Source organism: Bhargavaea ullalensis (assembly GCF_042432615.1).
Classification (GTDB): domain Bacteria; phylum Bacillota; class Bacilli; order Bacillales_A; family Planococcaceae; genus Bhargavaea; species Bhargavaea ullalensis.
Genome location: NZ_JBHLWY010000023.1, coordinates 41,342 through 65,799, shown reverse-complemented (window position 1 = coordinate 65,799; position 24,458 = coordinate 41,342). Strand labels below are relative to the sequence as shown.

Annotated in this window: 25 protein-coding genes; 15 read left to right on the top strand and 10 right to left on the bottom strand. The window is 58.1% G+C overall.

Annotated elements, in window-relative coordinates:
• Positions 1 to 120: 120 nt before the first annotated feature.
• Complete coding sequence (locus tag ACFFIY_RS06550) at positions 121 to 972, bottom strand: fatty acid kinase binding subunit FakB (protein WP_354197095.1); 852 nt, start codon at positions 970 to 972, stop codon at positions 121 to 123.
• Positions 973 to 1,116: 144 nt separating this feature from the next.
• Entirely contained in the window at positions 1,117 to 1,671 is a 555-nt protein-coding gene (locus tag ACFFIY_RS06545; RefSeq protein ID WP_354197097.1) for a glycerol-3-phosphate acyltransferase, read from the bottom strand.
• Positions 1,672 to 1,739: 68 nt separating this feature from the next.
• Here ACFFIY_RS06545 and ACFFIY_RS06540 point away from each other — a divergent pair, with 68 nt between their 5' ends.
• Positions 1,740 to 2,345, top strand: coding sequence for a nitroreductase family protein (locus tag ACFFIY_RS06540; RefSeq protein ID WP_354197099.1), 606 nt, complete (start codon positions 1,740 to 1,742; stop codon positions 2,343 to 2,345).
• On the opposite strand, the gene ACFFIY_RS06535 is transcribed toward ACFFIY_RS06540, so the two are convergent.
• A complete protein-coding gene (locus ACFFIY_RS06535) occupies positions 2,306 to 3,697 on the bottom strand; it encodes a dipeptidase (RefSeq protein WP_354197101.1) in 1,392 nt (463 codons plus the stop codon). The two genes, ACFFIY_RS06540 and ACFFIY_RS06535, sit on opposite strands and share 40 nt — an antisense overlap.
• 162 nt (positions 3,698 to 3,859) lie before the next feature.
• Between ACFFIY_RS06535 and ACFFIY_RS06530 the strand changes: the two genes are divergently transcribed.
• From ACFFIY_RS06530 to ACFFIY_RS06520, 3 genes are all read left to right on the top strand, one after another.
• Entirely contained in the window at positions 3,860 to 5,119 is a 1,260-nt protein-coding gene (locus ACFFIY_RS06530; protein WP_354197103.1) for a hemolysin family protein, read from the top strand.
• A 649-nt stretch (positions 5,120 to 5,768) separates the two neighbouring features.
• Positions 5,769 to 6,317, top strand: a complete 549-nt coding sequence (locus tag ACFFIY_RS06525; RefSeq protein ID WP_354197105.1) for an RNA polymerase sigma factor — start codon at positions 5,769 to 5,771, stop codon at positions 6,315 to 6,317.
• 178 nt (positions 6,318 to 6,495) lie between these two features.
• Positions 6,496 to 7,956, top strand: coding sequence for a phospholipase D family protein (locus tag ACFFIY_RS06520; protein WP_354197107.1), 1,461 nt, complete (start codon positions 6,496 to 6,498; stop codon positions 7,954 to 7,956).
• Between the two features lie 53 nt (positions 7,957 to 8,009).
• Here the strand turns inward: ACFFIY_RS06520 and ACFFIY_RS06515 are convergent, their stop codons facing one another.
• Both ACFFIY_RS06515 and ACFFIY_RS06510 read right to left on the bottom strand, forming a co-directional pair.
• Positions 8,010 to 8,195: an SE1832 family protein gene (locus ACFFIY_RS06515; RefSeq protein WP_354197109.1), complete on the bottom strand. Its 186-nt coding sequence runs from the start codon at positions 8,193 to 8,195 to the stop codon at positions 8,010 to 8,012.
• A gap of 60 nt (positions 8,196 to 8,255) precedes the next feature.
• A complete protein-coding gene (locus ACFFIY_RS06510) occupies positions 8,256 to 9,287 on the bottom strand; it encodes a hypothetical protein (RefSeq protein ID WP_354197111.1) in 1,032 nt (343 codons plus the stop codon).
• Between the two features lie 147 nt (positions 9,288 to 9,434).
• Between ACFFIY_RS06510 and ACFFIY_RS06505 the strand changes: the two genes are divergently transcribed.
• From ACFFIY_RS06505 to ACFFIY_RS06465, 9 genes are all read left to right on the top strand, one after another.
• Positions 9,435 to 11,387 (top strand): cation:proton antiporter, encoded by a 1,953-nt coding sequence (locus ACFFIY_RS06505; RefSeq protein WP_354197113.1) that lies wholly within the window; start codon positions 9,435 to 9,437, stop codon positions 11,385 to 11,387.
• 246 nt (positions 11,388 to 11,633) lie between these two features.
• Positions 11,634 to 13,808 (top strand): DNA topoisomerase III, encoded by a 2,175-nt coding sequence (locus ACFFIY_RS06500; RefSeq protein WP_354197115.1) that lies wholly within the window; start codon positions 11,634 to 11,636, stop codon positions 13,806 to 13,808.
• A gap of 20 nt (positions 13,809 to 13,828) precedes the next feature.
• Positions 13,829 to 14,317: a Cys-tRNA(Pro) deacylase gene (ybaK, locus tag ACFFIY_RS06495; protein ID WP_354197117.1), complete on the top strand. Its 489-nt coding sequence runs from the start codon at positions 13,829 to 13,831 to the stop codon at positions 14,315 to 14,317.
• Positions 14,318 to 14,370: 53 nt separating this feature from the next.
• The gene (locus tag ACFFIY_RS06490; protein ID WP_354197246.1) at positions 14,371 to 15,012 is read left to right on the top strand and encodes a YczE/YyaS/YitT family protein; all 642 of its coding nucleotides are present in this window, start codon (positions 14,371 to 14,373) and stop codon (positions 15,010 to 15,012) included.
• A gap of 89 nt (positions 15,013 to 15,101) precedes the next feature.
• Positions 15,102 to 16,169, top strand: a complete 1,068-nt coding sequence (locus ACFFIY_RS06485; RefSeq protein ID WP_354197119.1) for a hypothetical protein — start codon at positions 15,102 to 15,104, stop codon at positions 16,167 to 16,169.
• Positions 16,170 to 16,305: 136 nt separating this feature from the next.
• On the top strand, positions 16,306 to 16,641 hold the full coding sequence (locus ACFFIY_RS06480; protein WP_354197121.1) for a DMT family transporter: 336 nt from the start codon (positions 16,306 to 16,308) through the stop codon (positions 16,639 to 16,641).
• Positions 16,641 to 16,955 (top strand): DMT family transporter, encoded by a 315-nt coding sequence (locus ACFFIY_RS06475; protein WP_354197123.1) that lies wholly within the window; start codon positions 16,641 to 16,643, stop codon positions 16,953 to 16,955. The genes ACFFIY_RS06480 and ACFFIY_RS06475 overlap by 1 nt, the downstream gene beginning before the upstream one ends.
• 74 nt (positions 16,956 to 17,029) lie before the next feature.
• Positions 17,030 to 18,220, top strand: a complete 1,191-nt coding sequence (locus ACFFIY_RS06470) for a glycine C-acetyltransferase (protein ID WP_354197125.1) — start codon at positions 17,030 to 17,032, stop codon at positions 18,218 to 18,220.
• Between the two features lie 12 nt (positions 18,221 to 18,232).
• Entirely contained in the window at positions 18,233 to 18,526 is a 294-nt protein-coding gene (locus ACFFIY_RS06465; protein ID WP_354197127.1) for a DUF6958 family protein, read from the top strand.
• 254 nt (positions 18,527 to 18,780) lie between these two features.
• Here ACFFIY_RS06465 and ACFFIY_RS06460 read toward each other — a convergent pair whose 3' ends face one another.
• Positions 18,781 to 18,942 carry a hypothetical protein gene (locus ACFFIY_RS06460; protein WP_354197129.1) on the bottom strand — a complete coding sequence of 54 codons (162 nt, stop codon included), beginning with the start codon at positions 18,940 to 18,942 and terminating at the stop codon, positions 18,781 to 18,783.
• Positions 18,943 to 18,959: 17 nt separating this feature from the next.
• A complete protein-coding gene (locus ACFFIY_RS06455) occupies positions 18,960 to 19,631 on the bottom strand; it encodes a hypothetical protein (RefSeq protein WP_354197131.1) in 672 nt (223 codons plus the stop codon).
• Positions 19,632 to 19,787: 156 nt separating this feature from the next.
• Between ACFFIY_RS06455 and ACFFIY_RS06450 the strand changes: the two genes are divergently transcribed.
• Together ACFFIY_RS06450 and ACFFIY_RS06445 are read left to right on the top strand one after the other, a co-directional pair.
• Entirely contained in the window at positions 19,788 to 20,732 is a 945-nt protein-coding gene (locus ACFFIY_RS06450) for an L-threonine 3-dehydrogenase (protein WP_354197133.1), read from the top strand.
• Between the two features lie 102 nt (positions 20,733 to 20,834).
• A complete protein-coding gene (locus ACFFIY_RS06445) occupies positions 20,835 to 21,713 on the top strand; it encodes a GNAT family N-acetyltransferase (RefSeq protein WP_354197135.1) in 879 nt (292 codons plus the stop codon).
• A gap of 41 nt (positions 21,714 to 21,754) precedes the next feature.
• Here the strand turns inward: ACFFIY_RS06445 and ACFFIY_RS06440 are convergent, their stop codons facing one another.
• The 3 genes from ACFFIY_RS06440 to ACFFIY_RS06430 form a co-directional block, all read right to left on the bottom strand.
• Positions 21,755 to 23,113, bottom strand: a complete 1,359-nt coding sequence (locus ACFFIY_RS06440) for a YjiH family protein (RefSeq protein WP_354197137.1) — start codon at positions 23,111 to 23,113, stop codon at positions 21,755 to 21,757.
• A gap of 166 nt (positions 23,114 to 23,279) precedes the next feature.
• Positions 23,280 to 23,975 carry a bacillithiol biosynthesis deacetylase BshB2 gene (bshB2, locus tag ACFFIY_RS06435; protein ID WP_354197139.1) on the bottom strand — a complete coding sequence of 232 codons (696 nt, stop codon included), beginning with the start codon at positions 23,973 to 23,975 and terminating at the stop codon, positions 23,280 to 23,282.
• A gap of 13 nt (positions 23,976 to 23,988) precedes the next feature.
• Positions 23,989 to 24,339: a YojF family protein gene (locus ACFFIY_RS06430; protein WP_354197141.1), complete on the bottom strand. Its 351-nt coding sequence runs from the start codon at positions 24,337 to 24,339 to the stop codon at positions 23,989 to 23,991.
• Positions 24,340 to 24,458 lie beyond the last annotated feature (119 nt).

Genomic DNA, 24,458 nt, shown 5'->3' with positions numbered 1-24,458 from the left:
AAGGATGTTCAGGAAAAAGAAAAACTGTAGCCAAAGGAGCATTAGGCTCACTTTGTCTACAGTCTGAAACCGCTTCCGCCGTATGTGGCGGAAGCGGTTTGGCCGTTGGTCCGGAAACCGTCAGTCGAAGTCGTACCAGAGGACGGCCATCGTCCCTTCGCCGGCGTGGGCGGCAAGGACGGAGGCGATGTCACCGGTCTCCACTTCAAGGCCCGGCATCGCGCTGATCATCTGCTCCTTGAGACGGCCGGCTTCTTCCGGGCTGTCGGCGTGCATGAGCCGGATCTTCCGGCGGCCTGCTTCGTAGGCGGCGCCGACCTGGTCGGCGAGATAGCGGAAGGCTTTTTTCTCGGACCGGACCTTGTCGATGACCTCCAGTTTGCCGTCCGGGGAAATTTCGATGATCGGCTTGATTTTCAGCATGCTGCCGAGGTAGAACTGGACGCTGCCCATGCGCCCGCCTTTGTACAGCTGATTGAGCCGGCCGATGTAGATGAATGAATGTGCGGTTCCGGCACGGGAGTTGAGGATGGCCGTGATTTCATCCCGTTCCTTTCCTTCGGCCTGGAGCTTCATTCCGAGCAGGACGAGGCCGGTCAGGCCGTGGGAAACTGATTTGGAATCAATGACCTTGACGTCGAACCCGCTCAGCGCGGCCCCCGATACGGCCGAGCCATAAGTTCCGCTCAGCTCCGACGCCAAGGTGATGCAGACGCCCTGCTCGTACCGGCCGGCAAGATGGTCGAACAGTTCGGCAAACCGGCCGGCGGACGGCTGGGAAGTTTTCGGGAGGTCGTCGGATGTGCGGATCATTTCATACAGCTGCACCGGCTTCAAATCGATGCCGTCAATGTACTCCTTGTCCCCGAAAATGATGTTCAGCGGCACGACGTATAAGTCCGGATGGCTTGCCAGTTCATGCGGGATGTGGGCTGTGCTGTCCACGATCCACGCGATCTTCTTTTTCTCCATGCAATCTCCTCCCGTCTTTTCCTGATTGTTTTCTTCACTATAGCATATGGGCGGAACAGAGAATTGATGAAACAAAGAAAAGCCGATGTTATGTTGCCATAACATCGGATCTAAGATAAAAATGCATTATCCACACGAAAGCATTTACCGGTCCAGAGTCTCCCGGAAGTCGTCCCGGTGTCGGATCAGGACGAGGGAGGCCGCAATGAGCAACGGCCAGGAATCGTCCAGCCGTCCGTTGAACAGGAGGGCGAGCGTCCAGGCGGCAAATCCCGCTGGCATCGCAAGGACCGCATTCCGGTAAGGGAGCCAGGCTGCGGCCGTTCCGATGATCAGCCCAACCACTGTGACGGGCGAGAAGGCGAGCGCGGCACCGAGAAACGTGGAAACGCCTTTCCCGCCCTTCCGTCCGAACAGCGGAAGCACATGTCCGGACACCGCCATCAGCCCGCCGGCCGCAACAAGCGCTTCCGGCATTCCGAGCGCCCGTCCGGCGATCACCGGAGCCGCGCCTTTCAATGCATCGACAAGAAAGACGGCCAAAAATCCGGTTATGCCGAACAGTCGGCCTGCGTTGCGTGCACCGGGATTCCCGCTGCCTGCAGTCCGCGGGTCTGCGCCTTTCAGCCGGCCGACCGCGACGGCCGCCATAAAAGTGCCGACGAGCCAGCAAGTCGCCAAATATGCAACGGTTTTCATAAACATCGAATGCACCCCCGCTCTTTGCTATAATCAAGGGGATCATAGAATGAAGGAGAATGTTGCAAATGAATCCGACATCCACATCCATGGGCGTCCGACAAGCCGTCACCGAACGCCGGTCCATCAAGAAGTTCAACGGGGAGCCCGTTCCCCGCGAAGCCGTCATGGAGATCCTTTCCGATTCCCGGTTCGCCCCGAACCACGGCAAGCGCGAGCCGTGGCGCTTTGTTGCCGGAGCGGGAGAAAACCTGAAGGACATCCAGGAGCTCATCCGGGAGTTTGCGCTTCCGACTTGGCGCGACATGACGCCGGAAGCACTCGAACGCCAGTCCGGAAAGTTCATGGATCCCGGTGCGATCGTGTTTGCCGTCGTTCCGACCGATGCGCGGCAGAAAGAGCGGCTTGAAGATTACATGGCGATTGCCGCTTTCATGCAAAACGCCCAGCTCCTCGCGTGGGAGAAGGGGATCGGCACGTGCATCAAGACACCGGCCTACCTGGATCATCCCAAATTCCGCGAAGCGCTGGGCGCAAAAGCGGGGGAGCGGGTCATCGCCATGCTTCAGTTCGGCCATTACGACGCATTGCCGAAAGAATGGGCCCACACCCCGATTGAAGATAAAGTGATGTTTTATTCGGCGGACGCAAGCGCATCCGACACTTCGAAATAATAGTCGCCGATCACCCGGAGCCCCTTATCGAAGTTTTCCAGATGGAAGTGCTCGTTCGGCGCATGGAAGTTCTCGCTCGAAAGGCCGAAGCCCATGAGGACAACCGGAAGACCGAGAATTTCATCGAACGCCGCCACGATCGGAATCGATCCGCCGCCGCGAGTATAGGCAGTCGGGACCTTGTACACAGCTTCATACGATTTGCCCGCAGCCTGGATGGCCGGGTGGTCGTACGGGGTGAGGAACGGCTTTCCTTTATCGAATTCCGTGACGGTCACGTCGACACCGGCAGGTTGATGCGCTTCGATATGCGCCCGGAGCTTGGAGACAATCTCATCCGGATCCTGGTCGGGTACGAGCCGGCAGGTGATCTTCGCGCCGGCTTCCGCAGGCAGGACAGTCTTGATGCCTTCGCCCGAGAATCCGCCAAAGATGCCATTGATCTCAAGCGTAGGGCGGATCCAGGTGCGCTCCGTATATGAATACCCAGGTTCACCGAAGAGCTCCTTCACACCGAGCTCTTTTTTCTCTTTTTCCTCGTCGACGCCGAGCTTGGCATATTCCGCCCGCTCTTCATCGCTTGCAGGCCGGACATTTTCATAGAAGCCGTCGACCGTAATGGTGCCTTCCTTGTCTTTGAAGGAGGCAAGAAGTTCCACGAGCGCATCGATTGCATTGCGCACCGCACCGCCGTACAGGCCGGAGTGAAGGTCGCCCTTCGCGCCTTTTACATCAATCTGAATACCGGCGAGGCCGCGCAGCCCGTAGCAGACGGCCGGCTGTCCGGGTCCCTGCATGCCGGTGTCGGAAATGACGATGACGTCTGCGGCAAGCTTGTCCTTGTGGTCCTCGACGTATTTCGGAAGGTGCGGGCTGCCGATTTCCTCTTCGCCCTCGATGCAGAACTTCACGTTCACAGGGAGGGTGCCGTTCGTCTTGAACAGCGCCTCGACTGCCTTCACATGCATGAACACCTGCCCTTTGTCGTCGCTCGCGCCCCGCGCATACAACTTGTTGTCGCGCACTTCCGGCTGGAACGGTTCGCTGTCCCATAGATGAAGCGGGTCGACGGGCTGTACGTCATAATGACCATAGATGAGGAGTGTCGGCTGGCCTTCCGCATGCAGCCAGTCCGCGTACACAACCGGATGTCCCGGCGTGTCGTCGATCGAAATGTTCTCCAGTCCGGCTGCTTTCATCGAGCCGGCCAGCCACTCGGCCGCCTTTTTCATGTCCGGCTTGTGTTCGGAAAGGGAGCTGATGCTCGGAATGCTGAGGAAATCTTTCAGTTCTGCAAGGTGCTCGTCGCGATGTTCCTCGAAATAGCGGTCCAATTCTTTGAGATGATCCATATGAACACTCCTTCTTTGATTCCATAATCTAAAATCAAGTATAACAGAAAGGGCGGAAAGCGGATTCATTTGCCTTTTTTGAGGGAAGTATTGTGGTATGATGGGAAAAAGTAATTTGAATTCATCGTAAACTCGGCTCTTCAGCCACGGGAGGAATGGCCTTTGTTTATCATCTTGGGTGTTCTGTTGTTCCTGTCCTTCTTCTTCTCGGGCAGCGAAACGGCACTGACCGCCACGAATAAGATGAAAGTGCAGCTCCGCGCCGACCAGGGCGACCGGAAAGCGCAGAAGCTGCTGAAGCTGATCGACAAGCCCGACCGCATGATCACTACAATTTTGATCGGCAACAATATCGTCAACATTCTCCTGCCGACCCTCTTGACGGCAATCGCCATCGACAAGGGCTGGCAGGTCGGTGTGGCGACGACGATCCTGACGATTGCGCTCATCATCTTCGGGGAAGTGTTGCCGAAGACGATTGCCGCCACTTTTTCTGAGCGGGTGGCTTATCTGGTGTTCCCGGTGATCCGGATGCTCGTCATCGTGCTTTCGCCGCTCACTTACCTGCTGTCCTTGTTCACCAATGTCTTCATCCGCATTATTTCGAGGGGGGCGGTGACGGAAGCGACGCTGACAAAAGAGGATCTCCGGTCCATGGTCGACATCGCCTCGACGGAAGGCACATTTGAAGAAGCGGAATCCATCCGGCTGAAAGGGATCCTCGACTTTCCGGAGAAGGACGTGTCCGACGTCATGTCGGCACACCGGACGGAAGTGGTCGGGGTGCCGCTGGATGCGACCTACGAAGAAGTGCGGGACACGATCCTCGATCACTGGTACACGCGTTATCCGGTCTACGTGGAGAATATGGACAACATCGTCGGCATGTTTTATTCCAAGGCGCTCATCGAATGGTCGATGAAGCCGCAGATGAAACTGGAGGACATCATGGACAGGGAACCGCTCTTCGTTGTGGAGACACTGAGCGTCGAGCGGGTGTTCCGGATGATGCTCATGAAGAAGAAACACATCGCCGTCGTGCTCGACGAATACGGCGGCACGCTCGGCATCGTCACCCATGAAGACATCATCGAGGAAATGATCGGCCAGGACATCGAAGACGAAACCGACCAGGAAGACGAAGTGCTCGTCTACGAAATGACCGATTCGAAGCTTGAATGCTCCGGCCGTCTGGAGCTGGACGATGTCATGGAGTCTTTCCGGAAAGAAATGCCGGGCGAGCACGAAACCGTCGGCGGCTTCGTCCTCCAGCAGCTTGGGCATATCCCCGAGCCCGGCGAAAAGTTCACAGCCGGCAATCTCGACATCATCATCGAAGAAATGAACCGCAACCGCATCACCCGCATGCTCATCACCAAGCGCAGCAATGGGCTGGAGGAAGCGGCGGGAACTGAAGAATGAACCAAGAGAGGCCGCCCGGTGTATCCGGGCGGCCATTTTGATGCGGATCGGGAGATGGGAATCGGGTTTCGCGCTTAGAGAAGGAAGATCGCACTTAGCGGTGAGGATTCGCACTTAGAGAGGGGAGATCGCACTTAGCGGTGAAGTTTCGCACTTAGAGAAGGAAGATCGCACTTAGCGGTGAGGATTCGCACTTAGAGAAGGAAGATCGCACTTAGCGGTGAAGTTTCGCACTTAGAGAAGGAAGATCGCACTTAGCGGTGAAGTTTCGCACTTAGAGAGGGGAGATCGCACTTAGCGGTGAGGATTCGCACTTAGAGAAGGGAGATCGCACTTAGCGGTGAAGTTTCGCACTTAGAGAGGGGAGATCGCACTTAGCGGTGAGGATTCGCACTTAGAGAAGGGAGATCGCACTTAGCGGTGAGGAATCGCACTTAGAGAAGGAAAATCGCACTTAGCGATGAAGTTTCGCACTTAGAGAGGAGTGATCGCACTTAGCCGCCCGTGTTCGCACTACAAGATCGCGGATCCCGCCTTTCTCCCTTTCTTACAGCTTTGTAATGTCGCTGAAAGAGAATCCGATGGAGTGCAAGGCGGACAATATAGGACAATGAGGTCAACAACGATCTAACGAACGGAGGGATCGGCAATGGCCGGTCAACAAGTTGAACTCATTTACGCAGAATATGAACGATTCATTTATCATCTTTGCCTGAAGCTTACGCGCAACAAGGATGAGGCGGAGGACCTCATGCAGGATGTCTGGCTCAAAGTGGTGCGCAACGAGAAGTCGCTGGAGGGTGTGGACCATGTGAAGGCGTGGCTGACGACGATCTGCATGAACACGTTCCGCGACCGCTACCGGAAGACGGTCCGGCGCAGCCAGCATGTGATGGAGCAGCCCGAGACGCTGGACGTGCCGATCCTGGACCTCGTTCCGTGTTCGGCGCCGACCGCCGAGGACTTGCTGGAGCGCGACGACCTGCGCGACATCGTCCAGTCGAAGCTGGGCGAGCTGGACGCCATTTACCGCAATACGGTGCTTTACTTCTATGTGAACCAATACTCGCTCATCGAAATTGCGGAGCTGATGAAAGTGTCGATCGGCACGGTGAAGTCCCGCCTGTTCCGGGCAAAGCAGCGCCTGAAGGAAATGATGTTGCTGGATGACCAGGCCGCCGGATATGTCGGAGCCTAAAATAGAAAACATTCAAGCCGGATCCTTTGAGGATGCGGCTTTTTATCTTGCGACACCGATAGGACGCACTTGCCCCGCCCGGGTTCCCCGATGATGCCAAATAAATCACGTCCCGCACTCCGTTTTCCGCCCGGCCGGAAGGGGAATGAACAAGCAAGACAGACGGGAGGCGGCATTCATGGGAAAGAAGAAGAAAAAGGAGTGGGGGACCGGGCGCAGAATCACCACGATCCTGATCGCGTTGTTTGCTCTTTTGTACATCGGCGTATTTTTATGGCATACATACAAGCCGCTGCCGGCCGGCACGAGCTATGACGGCGAACTGCGCCGGACCAACGACGTGGAGATGCTGACGGATCTGACTTTTTCGCAGACCGAGTCCAAGAAAGGGATGCAGCATGAGAATGAAATATTCGATGAAGTGTTCGCGATGATCGACCGTGCGGAAGACTTCATTGTCGCGGATTTTTTCCTTTACAACCGGTATTATGACGAAAACGAGAATTTCCCGAAGCTTGCCGAGGAGATGACGGAAAAGCTGGTGCAGAAGAAACGGGAAAATCCCGACATGCCGATCGTCTTTATCACCGATCCGGTCAATACGGGCTACGGATCTTACGAAACGAAGGAAATGCAGGAACTGGAGGCTGCGGGGGTTGACGTGGTCGTCACGAAGCTCGACCCGCTGCGGGACTCGACGCCGCTTTACTCGGGCGTATACCGGATCTTCTTCGGGTGGTGGGGACAGGATGGAAAGGGCTGGCTGCCCAACCCGATGGCGAGCGAGGCGCCGAAAATGACCGTCCGCTCTTATCTGAAGCTGCTGAACGTGAAGGCGAACCACCGCAAAGTGATCGTGACCGAAGAAGGCGTGCTCGTCAACTCGGGGAACCCGCATGATGCAAGCGGCTGGCACGGCAACGTCGCGTTCAAGGCGGGCGGCGAAGTGATCAACGACGTGCTCGAGGCGGAAGAAGCGGTCTCCCGATATTCCGGCGGGCCGGAGAAGCTGCCGCGCACCGAAGCGAAGGAGGAGCCGGACGGCCGCTACGGTGTCCAGTATGTCACGGAGTCGAAGATCTACGGCCATGTCCTGAAAGATATTCAAAAGGCGGGGAAGGGAGATGAAATCTGGCTGGGCATGTTTTACATCGCCAACCGCGATGTGATCAATGCGCTTTATGACGCGGCCGACCGCGGGGCGGATGTGCGGCTCGTGCTGGATCCAAACGAAAATGCATTCGGCAACAAGAAAACCGGTCTGCCGAACAAGCCGGTCGTCGAGGAGATGCTCGAGGATTCCGGCGGCAAGATCCGGGTGAAGTTCTACAATACGGTGATCGGGCAGTACCATACGAAGCTCGTCTACGTGAAGACGGGGGACGTCGCCTCGATCTCGAGCGGCGCAGCGAACATGACCGACCGCGCGCTTGAAGATTATAACCTCGAGTCGAACATCCGGATCGAGGGCGCGCCCGACCTCCCGCTCTTCAAGGAAATGGACGACTACTTCAACCGTCTATGGACAAATGAAGACGCGCTCTTCACGATCGACGCCGAAGAAAAGCTGAACGGCTTCTCGCAGTTCCAGCGGATCATCTACGGACTGCAGGAACTTCTGAAGCTGACCACGTACTAAAATGCATCCACATAAAAACGGCCTGCACACCGATGGTGGCGTGCGGGCCGTTTTCATTCAAGGGCGTCCAGCTGCCGGTTCAAGCCGGCAAGCCTTTGTTCCATCGCGGCAAGCCGTTCTTCCGCCTTCGCCACTTGATCGCCGTGCCCGGTCGACTCGAGCTTTTCGATGTCTCCCTGCAGGCTGATGTAGTCCAGCTTCAGCTCGGCGATTTCATTTTCCAGGGAACGTTTGTCCATGCGGCACGCCTCCTTTGTCGACTGCATTGTATCACATCCGGCCGGGAAGCGTCCCGCCCGTCACCGGTCGGCCGGCCTGCGGGGCGGGTATTCGAGGTAATAAAGCACGGCCTCGCTCACCGCCCCGATCCCGTCTTCGACCCCGAGGGCCGCCTGGCGGGAGACGGCCCGCTTCCGGCGCGGTTCATGCAGCAGAAATTCCATGACGGCGTTCAGGAGCATCGACTGCTTCACCTTCCGGCCAAGGCCGAGCGGCAGGAACCCGTTGTCTTCGCTCGGGAATGCATGCGCCAGCTCGTCCTCGTTTTGGGCGAGCACGATGCACGGGATGCTGAGGAAGGCGACGTCATACGGAATATGCCCCGATGAGCAGATGACGATGTCCGCGGCGGCCAGTTCCTCCCCGTAGTCGTACGGGGCCTGCTTGACGGTGACGTTTTTGCGGCTGAGCGCCATCATCTGCAGGGCATCGGCCGGGTGGGCGTATGCCTCGCCCAGCAGGACGGTCACCTTCAGCGGAATCTGGAGCTGGGTCAGGTGCCGGAGCGTCCGGCGGGACAAATCGCCGGGATCTTCCGGGCCGTGGGTGACGACAATATGCGGGAGGCTTCCCGGAGGGTTCTTTTTCGTGCCGGCGCGCCGGTGCCGGAGGAGGGAAGGGTCGGCGATGAAGCCGGCCGGTCCGGTGACGACGTTTTCCGGCGATTCGCCCCGCTGTTCCCGGTAGAGGGTCTGGAAGACGAGGTCCGCCTCCGAAGAGCCGCCCCCGTCGTCGTCGAAATGAATGACGGCGGGAACGAGACCGCGGAGCACTGCCGCTTCCGCCGGATCGGATCGCCGGTCATCCCTGAGCAGCACGTCGGGCCGGAGGCGTTCCACCGCCTTGATGAGCGCGTTCCTGCCGCTGATGGTTTCAGTCCGGAATCCGGCTTCCTCGGCTCCGGGGAAGGGATGTCCCGACAGGAAAATGACGTCGATCCCGGCTTCTTTCAGCGACTGCGCAATGCGGACGGCGCGCCTCGCCCGGTAGCCGGAAGGGGCCAGTGGATCCGTACAGTGCAGAACGGCTGTCTTCTTTGCTTGTCCGGTCAAGGTCTTCACCCTTTCTGACTTTTAAACTGTGTTCCTGTCCAACATATGGGACAAGGAATGAGATTATGAGGCGCCCGGCTGGAAGTCGGGAGGGAATATGGTAAACTGGTTATTATTTTTGGAAACCGGGGGAAGGAGGCACCTTGAATGTTCGGTTCATTTCTATTTGACATGATGGCGCTCGGCGCACTCGGAATCGGGTCGCAGTGGGTGGCCTGGAAACTCAAGCTACCGGCCATTGTCGTCATGTCCGTCGCGGGTCTGCTCGTCGGTCCGGTGTTCGGGCTCATCAATCCCCAGGAAGGGCTCGGGAGCTTTTTCACCCCGATCATCTCGATCGCCGTGGCGATCATCCTGTTTGAGGGAAGCCTCAATCTCGACTTCCGGGAAATCCGCGGATTTTCGAAGCCGGTCGGCCGGATTGTCACCGCCGGCGCATTCCTCGCCTGGATTCTCGGTTCGCTCGCGGCGCACTTTGTCGCGGGGCTGAGCTGGGAAGTCGCATTCGTCATCGGCGGCCTGTTCATCGTGACGGGGCCGACCGTCATCCTGCCGCTGCTGCGCCAGGCCCGCCTGAAGCCGCGGGTCGCAGCCGTCCTGAAATGGGAAGGCATCGTTGTCGACCCGTTCGGCGCACTGCTTGCGCTGTTCGCGTTCCAGATCATCCGTTTTCTCGGCGGAGATCTGACGGGCGGGGGCATCCTCGTGTTCTTCGCCGCCTCCTTGTTCGCAGGCGTTCTCGGCTGGTTTTTCGGCTGGATGCTCGGGCGCGCATTTGAACGCGATCAGGTTCCGGAGTTCCTGAAGTCGCCGGTGCTGTTCGCCGCGGTGCTGTTCGTCTTCGTCCTGTCCAACGAGGTGATGGATGAAACCGGGCTGCTTGCGGTGACGGTCATGGGGATGACGATGGCGAACATGCACCTGTCGTCGATCGAGGACATCCGGCACTTCAAGGAAAACGTGTCGGTATTGCTCGTTTCCTACATTTTCGTCATGCTGACGGCGTCGCTCCATGTTGACACGCTGCTCGGCATCTTTAATCCGCGGATCATCGCGTTCGTGCTCGCGACGCTGTTCCTCGTGCGCCCGCTGTCGATCTGGCTGTCGACAATCGGCACCGACCTGACAAACCGGGAACGCACGCTCATCAGCTGGATCGCGCCGCGCGGAATCGTGGCGCTGACGGTGTCCGGATACTTCGCATCAATCTTGCTGGAGCACGGCTATGCGGATGCGGAACTGCTGACGGCGCTCACGTTCGCGCTTGTCTTCGGGACTGTGCTCGTCCACGGATTCACACTCGGACCGCTTGCAAAGAAGCTCAATCTCGTGGCATCCGACTCGTCGGGCGTCCTGGTCGTCGGCGGCGGCCTGTTCAGCGCGAACTTCGCGAAGGCGCTGAAGGACGACGGCAAGCCGGCCGCCATCATGGACGACACGTGGCATGACCTGTCGGAGGCAAGGCGGCTCGGCGTTGATGTGCTCACGGGCGACGTGCTGTCGGAACAGGTCGACTACCGGTTTGACCTGACGCCGTACCAGTACATGCTCGCCATGACCCACATGGACCTGTACAACGCGCATGTCTCCAGCGACTTTGCCCACGACCTCGGACAAGACTCGGTGTACCGTGCGGGGCTGCGGGGCGATCCGAAGCGCTACGGCGTGGAAGGCGTCCGGCTTGTCCGCTCGCCGGGCCGTTTCCTGTTTGAACCGGCGCTTCCGGTCGCAGTGCTCGACGCCCGGATCCGTGCGGGGCATGTGATCCGCAAAACGCCGATCACGGAGCGCTACACGTACACGCAATACTTGCGTGAGCGCGACGAAAGCCCTGTGCTGCTGTATATCCTCCGCAAAGACGGCGGCATCGACCTGTACTCGCCGGGCAAGGAAATCGGCGCGGAAGCCGGAGACACCGTCATTTCCCTCGCACCGCCGGACAAGACGGTCGACAAGGTGAAAGAGCGCATCGAAGGCGCCGGCGCCGGCAAAGTGACCGCCAACCGGCGAGAGATCGAGCGGAAGCTGACGAACGGCGGAACCGGCGCAGGCCCGAAAGCCCCGCTCCCCGGTCCCGCACCGGACTCCGCACTGAAATGAACCACATGAACGGCCGGAAGGGGCTTGGCTCCCCTCCGGCCGTTTTTTCGCGGCCGCGCGGGCGTATCGGTCTCTTAAACGGGCGTATCGGTCTCTTGGCAGAAGGAATCGGACTCTTAAACGGCCGAATCGGACTCTTAGCCGCGCGAATCGGACTCTTGGCAAAAAACACTTCCCGCAGCCCACCCGGTGAAATCCGGCTCCCGGTCTTGTATAATTCAAACTGTATGAGAGGAGTGCAACGTTTTGTCGAAATCATTGGTACTCGCAGAAAAACCGTCCGTAGCCCGGGACATCGCCCGCGTGCTCGGATGCAATCAAAAAGGAAACGGCTCGCTTGAGGGGCCGAAGTATATCGTCACATGGGCGCTTGGCCACCTGGTCACCCAGGCCGACCCCGAGCAGTACAATCCGCAATATAAAGAATGGAAAATGGAGGACCTGCCGATTTTGCCGGATCCGTTCAAGCTGGTGCCGATCAAGCAGACGACCCGGCAGTTCAACGCAGTGAAGGCGCTGCTCAACCGGGGCGACGTGAAAGAAGTCATCATCGCGACGGATGCGGGCCGCGAAGGAGAGCTCGTCGCCCGCTGGATCCTTGAGAAGGCGAAATCGAAAAAGCCGGTCCGGCGCCTGTGGATTTCATCGGTCACCGACAAGGCGATCCGCGACGGATTCAGCCGCCTGAAAGACGGCCGGGAATATGACAATCTGTTCCGTGCGGCGGAGGCCCGTGCGGAAGCCGACTGGGTTGTCGGCATCAATGCCACACGCGCCCTCACCGTGAAGCACAACGCCCAGCTGTCGACGGGCCGCGTCCAGACACCGACGCTCGCGATGATCGCGGAGCGGGAGCGCCAGATCAACGCATTCAAGCCGAAAACCTACTACGGTGCCCAGGCACTCACGGACTCCGGCCGTTTCACTTGGGCAGGCGGGAAATCCGGCGACGGCCGGACATTCGACAAAGGTGAAGCGGAAGGTCTGCTGAAGAAGCTCGACCGCCTCCACGAAGGCACGATCACCGAAGTGAAGCGCACGCCGAAGCAACAGCCGGCACCTCCTTTGTTCGACCTGACGGAACTTCAGAAAGAGGCGCACAAGCGGTGGGGCTGGTCGGCGAAAGAAACGCTGAACACGCTGCAGGGCCTGTATGAAACGCACAAGGCCGTGACTTATCCGCGGACCGACTCGAAGCATCTGACGAGCGACATGGCGTCCACGCTGAAAGAGCGGCTGGATGCCGTCCGGCTCGCGCCTTACCGAAAAGACGTCGCGGCCATCATGAAAGCGGGCGCGCCGAAGCCTCAGAAGGGCGTCATCGACGACGGGAAAGTGAGCGACCACCATGCCATCATCCCGACGGAAGAACCGGCGGTGCTCGAACGCATGAGCGATGCGGAAAAACGGCTGTTTGACCTGATCGTCAAGCGGTTCCTCGCCGTGTTCTCCGGCCCGTACCGCTACGAATCGGTGACCGCCGTGCTTGAGGCGGGCGGCGAACGCTTCCATGCAAAAGGCCGGACGATCAAAGACGAAGGCTGGCGCGCGGTGTACGGCCTTGATGCGGAAGAGGACGACGACAAGACGCTGCCGCCTTTTGAAAAAGGCGAGAAGCTCGGCATCCGTGCTTTTTCGATGACCGAGGGCCAGACGAAGCCGCCTGCCCGGTTCAACGAAGGAACGCTGCTTGCCGCGATGGAAAACCCTGCCCAGTTCATGGCGGGCGAATCAAAAGAACTGATCAAAACGCTCGGCGAGACAGGCGGGCTCGGCACGGTCGCAACACGTGCGGACATCATCGAAAAGCTGTTCAACTCATTTGTCATCGAGAAAAAGGGCCAGGACATTTACACGACGTCGAAAGGACGCCAGCTGCTGGAGCTCGTGCCGGAAGACCTGAAATCACCTGCGCTCACGGGCGAGTGGGAACAGAAGCTGACGAAGATCGCGAAAGGCGAACTTCCAAAACAGGCGTTCATGAAGGAAATGACCGACTTCGCGCGCAGTGCCGTGTCGGAAGTGAAGTCCACCGACAAGAAGTTCAAGCACGACAACGTCACCGGCAAAATGTGCCCGGACTGCGGCAAGCCGATGCTTGAAGTGAACGGCAAGCGCGGCAAGATGCTCGTCTGCCAGGACCGCGAATGCGGCCACCGCCAGCGCGTCTCCCAGCTGACCAATGCCCGCTGCCCGAATTGCCATAAAAAGCTCGAGCTCCGCGGCGAGGGGAAAGGCCGAATCTTCACATGCAAATGCGGCTACCGCGAGAAGCTGTCCGCCTTTGAAAAGCGGAGGGCGAAGTCGAACACGGGCAAGGCGTCCAAGCAAGATATGCAAAAGTATTTGAAGAAACAGGAAGAGCCGGCAAATACGGCGATGGCCGATGCGCTGAAAAAGTTGCTCGAGAAAAACGACTGACCGGGGAGGGAGTCCGGAACATGGGGAAGAAGGACAAAGTCCACAAAACAAATGCCGCCCGGCAGCTCGACCGGATGAAGGCAGACTATGAGCTCATTGAATATGCTGTGGATGACGGCCTCAACGACGGCGTGTCGGTGGCACAAAAGACGGACCAGGACCCGCATGTCGTGTACAAAACGCTCGTTTCGACGGCGGGAACGGGGAAGTATTTCGTCTTCGTCATCCCCGTCGAAAAAGAACTCGACTTGAAAAAAGCGGCCAAGGCTGCTGGGGAGAAGAAGATCGACATGCTTCACCTGAAAGACCTGACGGACGTGACGGGCTACGTCCGGGGCGGCTGCTCGCCGCTCGGCATGAAAAAAGCGTTCCCGACATACATCGACGAATCGGGGGAGGGGCTCCCCAAAATCGTCGTGAGCGCAGGAAAGCGGGGGCTTCAGATGAAACTGGATCCGAAGGTATTGGCAGCGGCGGCGGATGCAATATTCGCCCCGCTCGTGAAATGACGCGAACAACGGCCGGCGTCCCGGCAACGAAAGGAAGGGCCGTCATGAAGAAGATGAACCGGACACAGCAGTGGCGCTGGATCTTCTTTTTCGTCGGCCAGCTCATCCTGTCGCTCGGCATCACGATGACGATCAAGGGCGAGAAACTCGGCATCGGACCCTGGGATGTGCTCCACGTCGGCCTGTTCCGGAATTTCGGCCTGACGATCGGATCCTGGTCGATCATCACGGGCTTCCTCATCGTCGGCTGCACGGCTGCGGTGCTCCGCCGCTGGCCGCAGATCGGAACGTGGATGAACATGCTGCTCATCGGGCTGTTCATCGACTTTTTCTACTGGCTCATCCCGCCGATTTATTCGACGGGCGGCCAGACGGCGATTTTCATTGCGGGAACGGCGGTCATGGCGGCGGGCGTCGGCATGTATGTGTCTCCGAACATCGGTGCCGGTCCGCGCGACACGCTCATGCTCATCATCACCGAAAAAACCGGATGGAGCGTCAAAACCGTCCGGACCGGTCTTGAAGTGACCGTCGCGATCGCAGGATGGCTGCTCGGCGGCCCGGTCGGCATCGGGACCGTCCTCATCGCGCTGTTCCTCGGACAGCTCGTCCACCACACGATCCCGTGGTTCCGCACGCTTCTCCTGAGGGTGTGCAGAGGAGACGAAACGGCGCTCGGCGGCAAGCCGAAATGAGTGAAGCACGGCCCCTTCATCCGGGGGACCGTGCTTTTTTGGCTTTCCTTCGCATATACTGTCCCGTCAAAGGAGAAAGGATGATCCGCTTGAACGGGACAATCACTTCATTCATGGGCACGGCCTACACGGGAGACGGCATCGTCCACAATTATTCGGAGCTGTTAGGCGAAGCGTCGAAGGCGGTCCTGCTGAAGGCTCCGCCGACCGGTGCACTGTCCGGCCTGCTGCGTGAAATCGGCATGCATTACGTCAAACAGGGGTACAACATCGACCTGTTCCGCGACCCGCTCACGGCGGACGGCGTCGATGCCGTCTGGGTCGAAAAGCCGGGCTTCCTGTTCGCCCAGGCCTCTCATCCCGCGGCGCTCGAGCCGGCCCATGTCGGCGGCCCGCACCGCGTCGTCACTTTCTACGACAGCTACAACGAGGACCGCCTGCGTCTGCAGAACGGCTTCATCCGGGAAACGGCGGCGAAAGGGGAGCGGGCGCTGGCGAAAACGCTGTCCTCGATGAAGAAGGCGAAACTTCTTCACGATGACTGGGAAAAAGTGAACCAGCGCCGCATGAACTGGGAACTGGCGGACGCGCTGGCCGACAGCCTGAAAGAAGAGCTGTTCGGCTCCATTTCGCTGAATAAGCCGTCGTCCGTCTCCAACCGGTTCATCGGCACGCTGACGGCGGACGGAGCAAGGGATCATTTCCGGGACGTCACGAAAAAGCTGGACCGGCGCCTGCTCATCAAAGCCCATCCGGGAACCGGCAAATCGACGCTCATGAAGGTGCTCGGAAAGGAAGCGCAGGCCCGCGGGTTTGACATCCGGTACGGCTGGTGTGCGCTCGACCCCGGCAGCATCGACCTGCTTGTCCTTCCCGAATTGTCCGTCTGCCTGTTCGATGCGACCAACCCGCACGAATACGGGCCGGAGCGGGAAGGCGACCAGATCGTCGACATGACCGGGATGTGCCGCGACGATGCGGCAGCCGAAAAAGAGGCGGAGGCGATTGCGGGCGAATACCGCGGGCACATCCGCGACGCCCGCGCCTGGATGGGCACATATGCCGAAACCGTCCACGCCGTCCGCGCCCGCATGGACAGCGCCATCGATCCCGAGAAATGGGCGGCAAACGTCGCACGTGTAAAGGCGCAACTGTAACGGAGAACGCCGCCGCAACGGGGGGATGAACCCCGATGCGGCGGTTTTTTGGCGTGGAATCGCTGTCCTTTCCTTCCTTTCCTCCTGAAATTTGATAGAGTGGAAGAACAGGTACACTTTCAAGGAGGGACGGGCCATGCCATGGCTGTATGTATTGTTTGCAGCGATCATCGAGGTGTTCTGGGTTGTCGGGCTGACCCATTCCGATACGGTGCTCCAATGGGCGGGCACCGTTGTCGCGATCATCCTCAGCTTTTATTTCATCATCAAGGCGTGTGAGCACCTGCCGTCGGGAACGGTGTATGCGGTGTTCACCGGCTCCGGGGCGGCGGCGATCGTGCTGGTCGACATACTCGTGTTCGGAGAGCCGTTCGCGCCGGTCAAGCTCATTTTCATTGCGCTCATCCTGATCGGCGTCGCCGGCATCAAACTCACCGATGACACCGGCGGGCCGGAAGGGGGCGAAAGCTGATGGCCTGGTTTTATTTGTTCCTCGCGAGCTTCGGCGAGATCTTCGGCATGATGACGATCAATCTGTATTTGCGGGATAAAAAGTGGTGGCGGCTCATCCCGGTCATCCTGACGTTCGGCTTCGGCTTCCTGTTCCTGTCGCTTGCAATGCGCGACCTGCCGATGGGCACCGCGTATGCGATCTGGACGGGATTCGGGGCGGCGGGTGCCGTGCTCATCGGCATCTTGTTTTTCCATGAGCCGGCCGGATGGAAGCGGCTGCTGTTCATCACCCTCATCATCGCCGGCGCAGCGGGGCTTAAACTGTTCGGCTGACCGCCGGCGTAGGTAAGCACTGCGGCACTATGTTAAAATGAAGGCATCAATGCGTTTTGAAAGGAAGATCCGTCTTGGCAAAGATTCTTGATCAATTTCTCAGCGAAAACCTGCATGAACTCAAAGACGCAGGACTGTATAACGTCATCGACCCGGTCGAGGGTCCGAACGGGCCGAAAATCACGATCGGCGGCAAGGAACTCATCAACCTGAGCTCAAACAACTATCTCGGCCTCGCGACGAATGAAGACCTCAAGAAACTCGCGAAGGCTGCCATCGACAAATACGGCGTCGGGGCGGGCGCGGTCAGGACGATCAACGGCACGCTCGACATCCACGTGAAGCTCGAGGAAAAGCTCGCCGAGTTCAAGGGCACCGAAGCGGCGATCGCCTACCAGTCCGGCTTCAACTGCAACATGGCGGCGATTTCGGCGGTCATGGACAAAAATGATGCGATCCTGTCAGATGAATTGAACCACGCCTCGATCATCGACGGCTGCCGCCTGTCGCGCGCGAAAATCATCCGCGTGAATCACCAGGACATGGACGACCTTCGCAAGAAAGCAAAAGAAGCGACCGAATCCGGCCAGTACAACAAAGTCATGTACATCACCGACGGCGTGTTCTCGATGGACGGCGATGTGGCGAATCTTCCCGAAGCCGTGAAAATCGCCAAGGAATTTGACCTCATCACCTATGTCGACGACGCGCACGGATCAGGCGTCATGGGTGAAGGCAAGGGGACGGTCAAGCACTTTGGGCTTGAAAACGACATCGACTTCCAGATCGGCACGCTGTCGAAGGCGATCGGTGTTGTCGGCGGTTACGTCGCCGGCAAACAGCAGCTCATCGACTGGCTGAAAGTCCGCTCCCGCCCGTTCCTCTTCTCGACGGCGATGACCCCGGGCGACACGGCGGCGGTCATCGGCGCGGTCGACAAGCTGCTCGAGTCGAGCGAACTTGTCGACAAGCTGTGGGAAAACGGCAACTATCTCAAAGAGGGCCTGAAGAAGCTCGGCTTTGACATCGGCCACTCCGAAACACCGATCACCCCGTGCATCATCGGCGAAGAAAAACTGACACAGCAGTTTTCAAAACGTCTCATGGAAGAAGGCGTCTACGCAAAATCGATCGTCTTCCCGACCGTCCCTCAGGGCACCGGCCGCGTCCGCAACATGCCGACGGCTGCCCACACGAAGGACATGCTCGACGAAGCGATCGCCATCTATGAAAAAGTCGGCAAGGAACTCGGCGTCATCGGCTGAGGAGGGATATTCGTGAGAAAACGGGACGAAGAACAGATCCAGCTGCTGCATCCTGAAGGGAAGACAGCCGCGAAAATCCTGAAGCGGCGCTACGACGCCATCCGCAAAGCGATACTGCAAGAAGTGGACGCAAGCCGGGAGATTGCATTCATCGATCTCACCGAACGTGCCCCGAAGAGGCTGTCCCATTTCGACGGCAAGACGACATGGTACATCACTGCCGTCAAACTGGACCTCGAGGCACGCGGTGAACTTGAGCGATTTGAACAGGAAGGCCGGCAGTGGGTGAGAAGACCCGCCGAATAGACGAAAACAGGGCACCCGGGAATCCGCCGGGTGCCCTGTTTTGCTTTTCAAAGCCGGATGATTCCACTCAGCGTCCGTATGCGCTCACTCGGCCTCTCTATGATGTCACTCGCGGGCCAAACGCGCTCACTCACCACCGAGCAAATATCAGAAAAGGTCCACCCTGCGCCGAAAGTATACGAAAAAAACCAACACGGTGAATCACGCGTGTTGGCTCTTGATGAACGGTTTCAGTGGCTCCGCTGGCGGACCGGTCAAACCGGCCGCCGCACTTCCTCCGCAAAGACGGTGACGATTTCGCCGTCGCCGAGTTCCACGTCATACTGGACGATTCCCTCCAGGTCCCGAACGTCTATAATCAGCCCGCGGCGTCCATCCTTCAATTCGACAGCAGTGTTCTCGACGTATTGCAGCATCGATGATCCCTCCTGTTTTAAGAATGGGTGAGGCCTTCCTTCATCTTCTCGAAGTTGTGATAAAGCAGGTAGTGCTGGATGCCGGTGGAAGCGGCTTTGGCTGCGGCGGCTTCATGACGGAACTCGTCGGGCTTGTTCCGGATTTTTGCAATCACGGCGAAGATTGTGTGCTTCATCCAGTCATCGGAAATCCCGCCGGCGATGCGCCGCGCTTCCTCCAGGTCACCGTTCAGGGCATGTCCATAAGCGTAATAGTAAGACCGGAGCGGCCCGGGGTTGATCTTCTCAGCCTGAGCGAGCACATCATCCCCGTCTCCCGAATGAACGCCGAGCAGCGCACCGTACACATGCCGGGAGTCGCCGCTTTTGCTTTTGTCCATGATGTTCCGCAGCGAATCCCGGATTTCTTCTTCGGAGCCGTGTCCGACATTGTAGGCATAATTAAAAATCGGCTTCCGGTAATTCCGCAGCAGGAACCGGTCAATGGCGCGGAGATTCTGTGACTTGTACACAGTATGAAACGTCGGCACGGTCGTCACGGCGATATAAACAGCAACAATGACAAGCAGGATCAGCCAAAACGGAGCTCCGGCCAGCATGAGGATGAATGCGGCGGCCGACAGTGCGATGAGCAGGAGCAAAAATTGAACAACGGCATTCAAAGGCGGCACCTCGGTGTTTTTCTTCATTATACCAACGACCGGCGGGCAGTGAAAGGATTCCGTTGTTGTGCTTTTGGCGGCGACATTTTATAATGGAAAACGTGAAAGACAAGCAGATCAATGCTTTATTCAAATATAATGTACGCCCTAAAAACACAAATGAATGTCTGAGGAGTGATTCGGATGAAAAAAATCATGGTGACCGGCGCGCTCGGCCAAATCGGTTCGGAACTGACCGGAAAACTGAGGGATCTGTACGGTGCAGACAATGTCCTGGCGACGGATCTGCGCGAGCCGGCGGGCGGACAAAACGGGCCGTTCAGCCAGCTGGACGTGACCGATGGGGAACGCATGCAGGAACTCGCCAAGTCATTCGGCGCGGACACGCTGATCCACATGGCGGCGCTCCTGTCCGCGACCGCCGAGCAGAAACCGCTCCTCGCCTGGAACCTGAACATGGGCGGGCTTGTGAACGCGCTGGAAACCGCCCGGGAGCTCAATCTCCAGTTCTTCACCCCGAGCTCGATCGGCGCTTTCGGTCCGTCGACGCCGAAAACGAACACGCCCCAGGACACGCTCCAGCGCCCGACAACGATGTACGGCGTGAACAAAGTGGCCGGCGAACTCCTCTGTGATTACTATTTCACCAAGTTCGGCGTCGACACGCGAGGCGTCCGCTTCCCGGGCCTGATTTCGTATGTCACGCCTCCGGGCGGCGGCACGACCGACTATGCCGTCGACATCTATTACAAAGCGCTTGAGGAAGGCCGCTACACATCGTTCATCGCCGAAGGGACCTACATGGACATGATGTACATGCCGGACGCCCTCCAGGCCATCGTCGACCTGATGGAAGCCGACCCGGCGAAGCTCAACCACCGCAATGCGTTCAACGTCACCGCGATGAGCTTCGAGCCGTCCCAGATCGCATCGGCGATCCAAAAGCACATCCCGGACTTCCGGCTCGACTATGCCGTCGATCCTGAACGCCAGGCCATCGCAGACAGCTGGCCAGATTCGCTCGACGCGACGGCCGCCAGTGAAGAATGGGGCTTCAAGGCGCAATACGACCTCGACTCGATGACCGCCGACATGCTCGCCAAGCTGAAAACAAAACTGGGGAAATAAACCCTGCCAATCCACCGCCGGATCCGATCCGTGCGGTGTTTTTGTACGACCGCCCAAATCTATGCCGACGTTTTGTATACTTGAGGAAAAGGGGTGGAGGTCATGGCATCATTCCTGGTTCGTTCCGGAGGAGATCCAAAAGCGGCGGCAGCCTTCCTCGAGCGTCTTAACCGGCTGCCGTCCAGCCACATCGGCTATTGCGGAGAAGATTATGGGGAAATCCTTCACACCATTGAAGCAGATTTTTCGGATCTCGGATTTGAAAAGTCGTTCTGGGTGGCGGAAGAAGAGAAAGTCATCATCGGAGCACTCGGTTTGGACATCAGCGTGGAGGACAGGGAAGCCGGGGTGTGGGGCCCGTTTGTCGACCCGGACTATCCGTTCAGGGAGGTTGCGGAACGGCTCTGGAAAAAAGCGGTCGGATCAGTGGTTGGAAAGGTTTCCCGGTTTGGTTTCTTTACCAACGAAGAAAATTTCGAGGCCGCGGCGTTTGCGGATCGACTCGGCGCTGTCCGGGCCGGCCGTCATATCGTGTTGCAGGCAGAACGGAAGGAAGGCCGGGCAGACCGGTCGGCTGTACCGTTTGAGCCGTGTCATGAAAAAGCATTCAGGGAACTGCACGAAGCGTCTTTCCCCGGCACTTATCTTTCTTCGGATGAGATTCTGGACCGGTTGAACGGCCATTATCGGCTTCTTGTCATTCCTGACGAGTCGGACGGCCTCAAAGGATATATTTATGTGGAGGCCGATCCCTTGCACGGCGAAGGCGCGATAGAATTTCTTGCCGTATCTACGCGCCACCGCCGGCAGGGAATTGCGACGCGGCTCCTCAGGACCGGGCTGGCCGAACTTTTCGGCCATGAAAAAATCCTCAGCATCCGGCTGACGGTGGAAGAGGGCAATGAAGCCGCACTGGCGCTTTATAAAGCTGCGGGATTCCGGTCGGTCCACCGGCTGACCGCCTGGACAATGGAAAGGTGAAAAAGCCGGCACTCCCACAAAGGGTGCCGGCTTCGCTTGATTCAGAACAGCATATGTGCAATGACCGAAATGATCGGGAGCGCGATGAGCGTGCGCAGGATGAAGATGACGAACAGTTCGAAGAAGTTGACCGGAATTTTCGACCCGAGGATCAGGCCGCCGACTTCCGACATGTAGATGAGCTGCACGACGGAAATGGCAGCTACAGTGAAGAGCGTCACTTCCGAGGTGATCGTCCCGTCCGCCAGGATTGACGGCAGGAACATGTCGGCGAATCCGATGATCATGAGCGGAGCGGCTGCGGCGGCTTCAGGGATTTGAAGAAGCGCCAGGTACGGCTCAAACGGCTTGCCGATGATCTGAAAGAGGCTGGTGTATTCAGCCAGGATGAGGGCGATCGTACCAAAGCCCATCACAACGGGAATGACACCGAACCACATGTCAAAGACGTTTTTCATGCCGTCCTTGAATGTGCGGCCGAGATGACGGTTCTTCTCGGCCGTGGACAGGGCGTTCTCCAGGCCGTGTGTGATCACGTTGTAACCCGGAGGAACTTTCTCTTCTTCGCCGGTGAATTTCCGCCCGTCTATGTATTCCTCTTTTTTGCGGGAAAGCGGATAAATCCGCGGCATGATGAGCGCCAAGATGAGGCCGGTCACGACAACAGTTCCGTAGAACGGAAGGAAGTACTTTTCCATTCCGACCGTTCCGATGATGACGATCGAGAAAGTGATTGAAACGACAGAGAACGTCGTGGCGATGATCGTTGCTTCTTTTTTCGTGTAATGTCCTTCCTGGTATTGCTTGTCCGTGAGCAGGACGCCGATCGTTCCGTCACCGACCCAAGAGGCGAGCGCGTCGATCGACGAGCGGCCCGGCAATTTAAACAGAGGCCGCATCACTTTCACCATCATCGTTCCGAAAAATTCTAGGAGCCCGAAGTTCATGAGCAGCGGCAGAAGCAGCCCCGCAAAGATGAAGATGGTGAACAGGAACGTTACGAGCCCTTCCGCCGGATCAAGAAGCAGCCCGCCGGTGTTGCCGCTCCATACTGCTTCGGGTCCAAGCTTGAACGCGGTCATGATGGCAAACACTGCGCCGAGGATGCGGACGATCGTCCAGAACAGGGAGACCCCGAACAGGTTTTCCCAGAAGGTGCGCTCTTCCGGCGCCTTCTTCGGTGCAAACAGCATGATGACCGAGCCGAGCGCCGCAGCGGACAGGACGGCCACGGCGATCCACTCGATGACCGGGACGATCCAACCCGCCAGCCAATTGGCGAGTATGGCGATCGGCACGATCCAGTCGCCTTCATATTTGATCGGCACCATGAACAGGAAGACGCCGATAATCGACGGGATGAGGAACCAGGTCCACGTCGACGCATTGAATTTCTTCATTTTCTTTTTCCCCCATCTTCTATTTTTCCCGGGTGGCTGAATTCGATAGGATACATAATAATTCACTTTAATGAATAAGTAAATACTCCATTTGAAGTGAGTGAATTCAGTTAATTCCGGACAAGAAAAACCCCCTCTCCCAAGATATCAAGGAGAGGGGGCTTCGTCAAAATGTTTCTTCAAAATCGTCGTGCCAGCGGTAATTATAAAATTTCTCTTTTGCAAAACGCTCGAGTGCCTCGGGATCCTTTGCCCGGATCTTCGGCTCCATTTCCGCCATGAGCCAGGCGGTCTGGGAAGCATGGGCATTCAGCGTGTTGATCTTCCGTTCCAGCATGTCTGTGACGTCATGAACAACATCCGGCGCACCGAGATCGTGGTCCGTTTCATTTGCGAATGCGACCGTATACAACTTCGGCCGGCCGGCTTCCGGGATGCGGCGCACGGCACGGACAACCGCGCGTGCCGTTGCTTCATGGTCCGGATGGACGGAGTAGCCCGGATAAAATGTGATGATGAGCGAAGGAGCGGTTTCGTTGATCAGATCCGTGACCAGCTGGACCATCTTCTCGTCATCCTCAAACTCGACCGTCTTGTCCCGGAGGCCCATCATGCGGAGATCATCCAGCCCCATCGCCGCGCAGGCGGCCTTCAGTTCTTTCTTCCGGATCTCCGGCAGCGTTTCACGGGTCGCGAACGGCGGCATGCCGAGGTTCCGGCCCATTTCACCGAGCGTCAGGCAGGCATATGTAACCGGTACGCCCATTTGAATATAGCTTGAGATCGTTCCCGATACGCCGAATGCTTCGTCATCGGGATGAGGGAAGACGACGAGCACGCGGCGTTCTTTTTCAATTGGCATTCCGCTTCACTCCTTAATAAGCAAATGGCGTCTCGCTCAGTTCGAGTGCGACGGCGAGCTTTCCGCTGCCTTCGAGCCCGGCCATGAGGAGGCGGCCATATTCATCAATTTCATAATGGGTGATGCCCTGAGCGTACACCCAGCCGTGCGGCAGCTTCAGTCCGACGCGGTGCGGCGAGTCCCCGACGACCTTGCCGAGTTCAAAGCGCACCTGCACGTTCCGGATGAACGCTCCCGCGTTGAAAAACCCTTCGTTAAAATGGGCCGCATACGAACCGTTCGTCGTCTCAAGGTGGAGGTACACCTCTTTGCCGGCAAACGCGTCGATGTGGCGCTGCAGATCCTCCCGGTTCACTTTTTCCATCAGCCATTCAGCCCTCCCAATAAACTTCTCACTTGATCAAGTATAGAGAATATCCGCCCCAAATGCGATTTCCGCGCTTGCGGGGGGGGGGGTTGGACAATCCGGCCGGCCGGACAAAC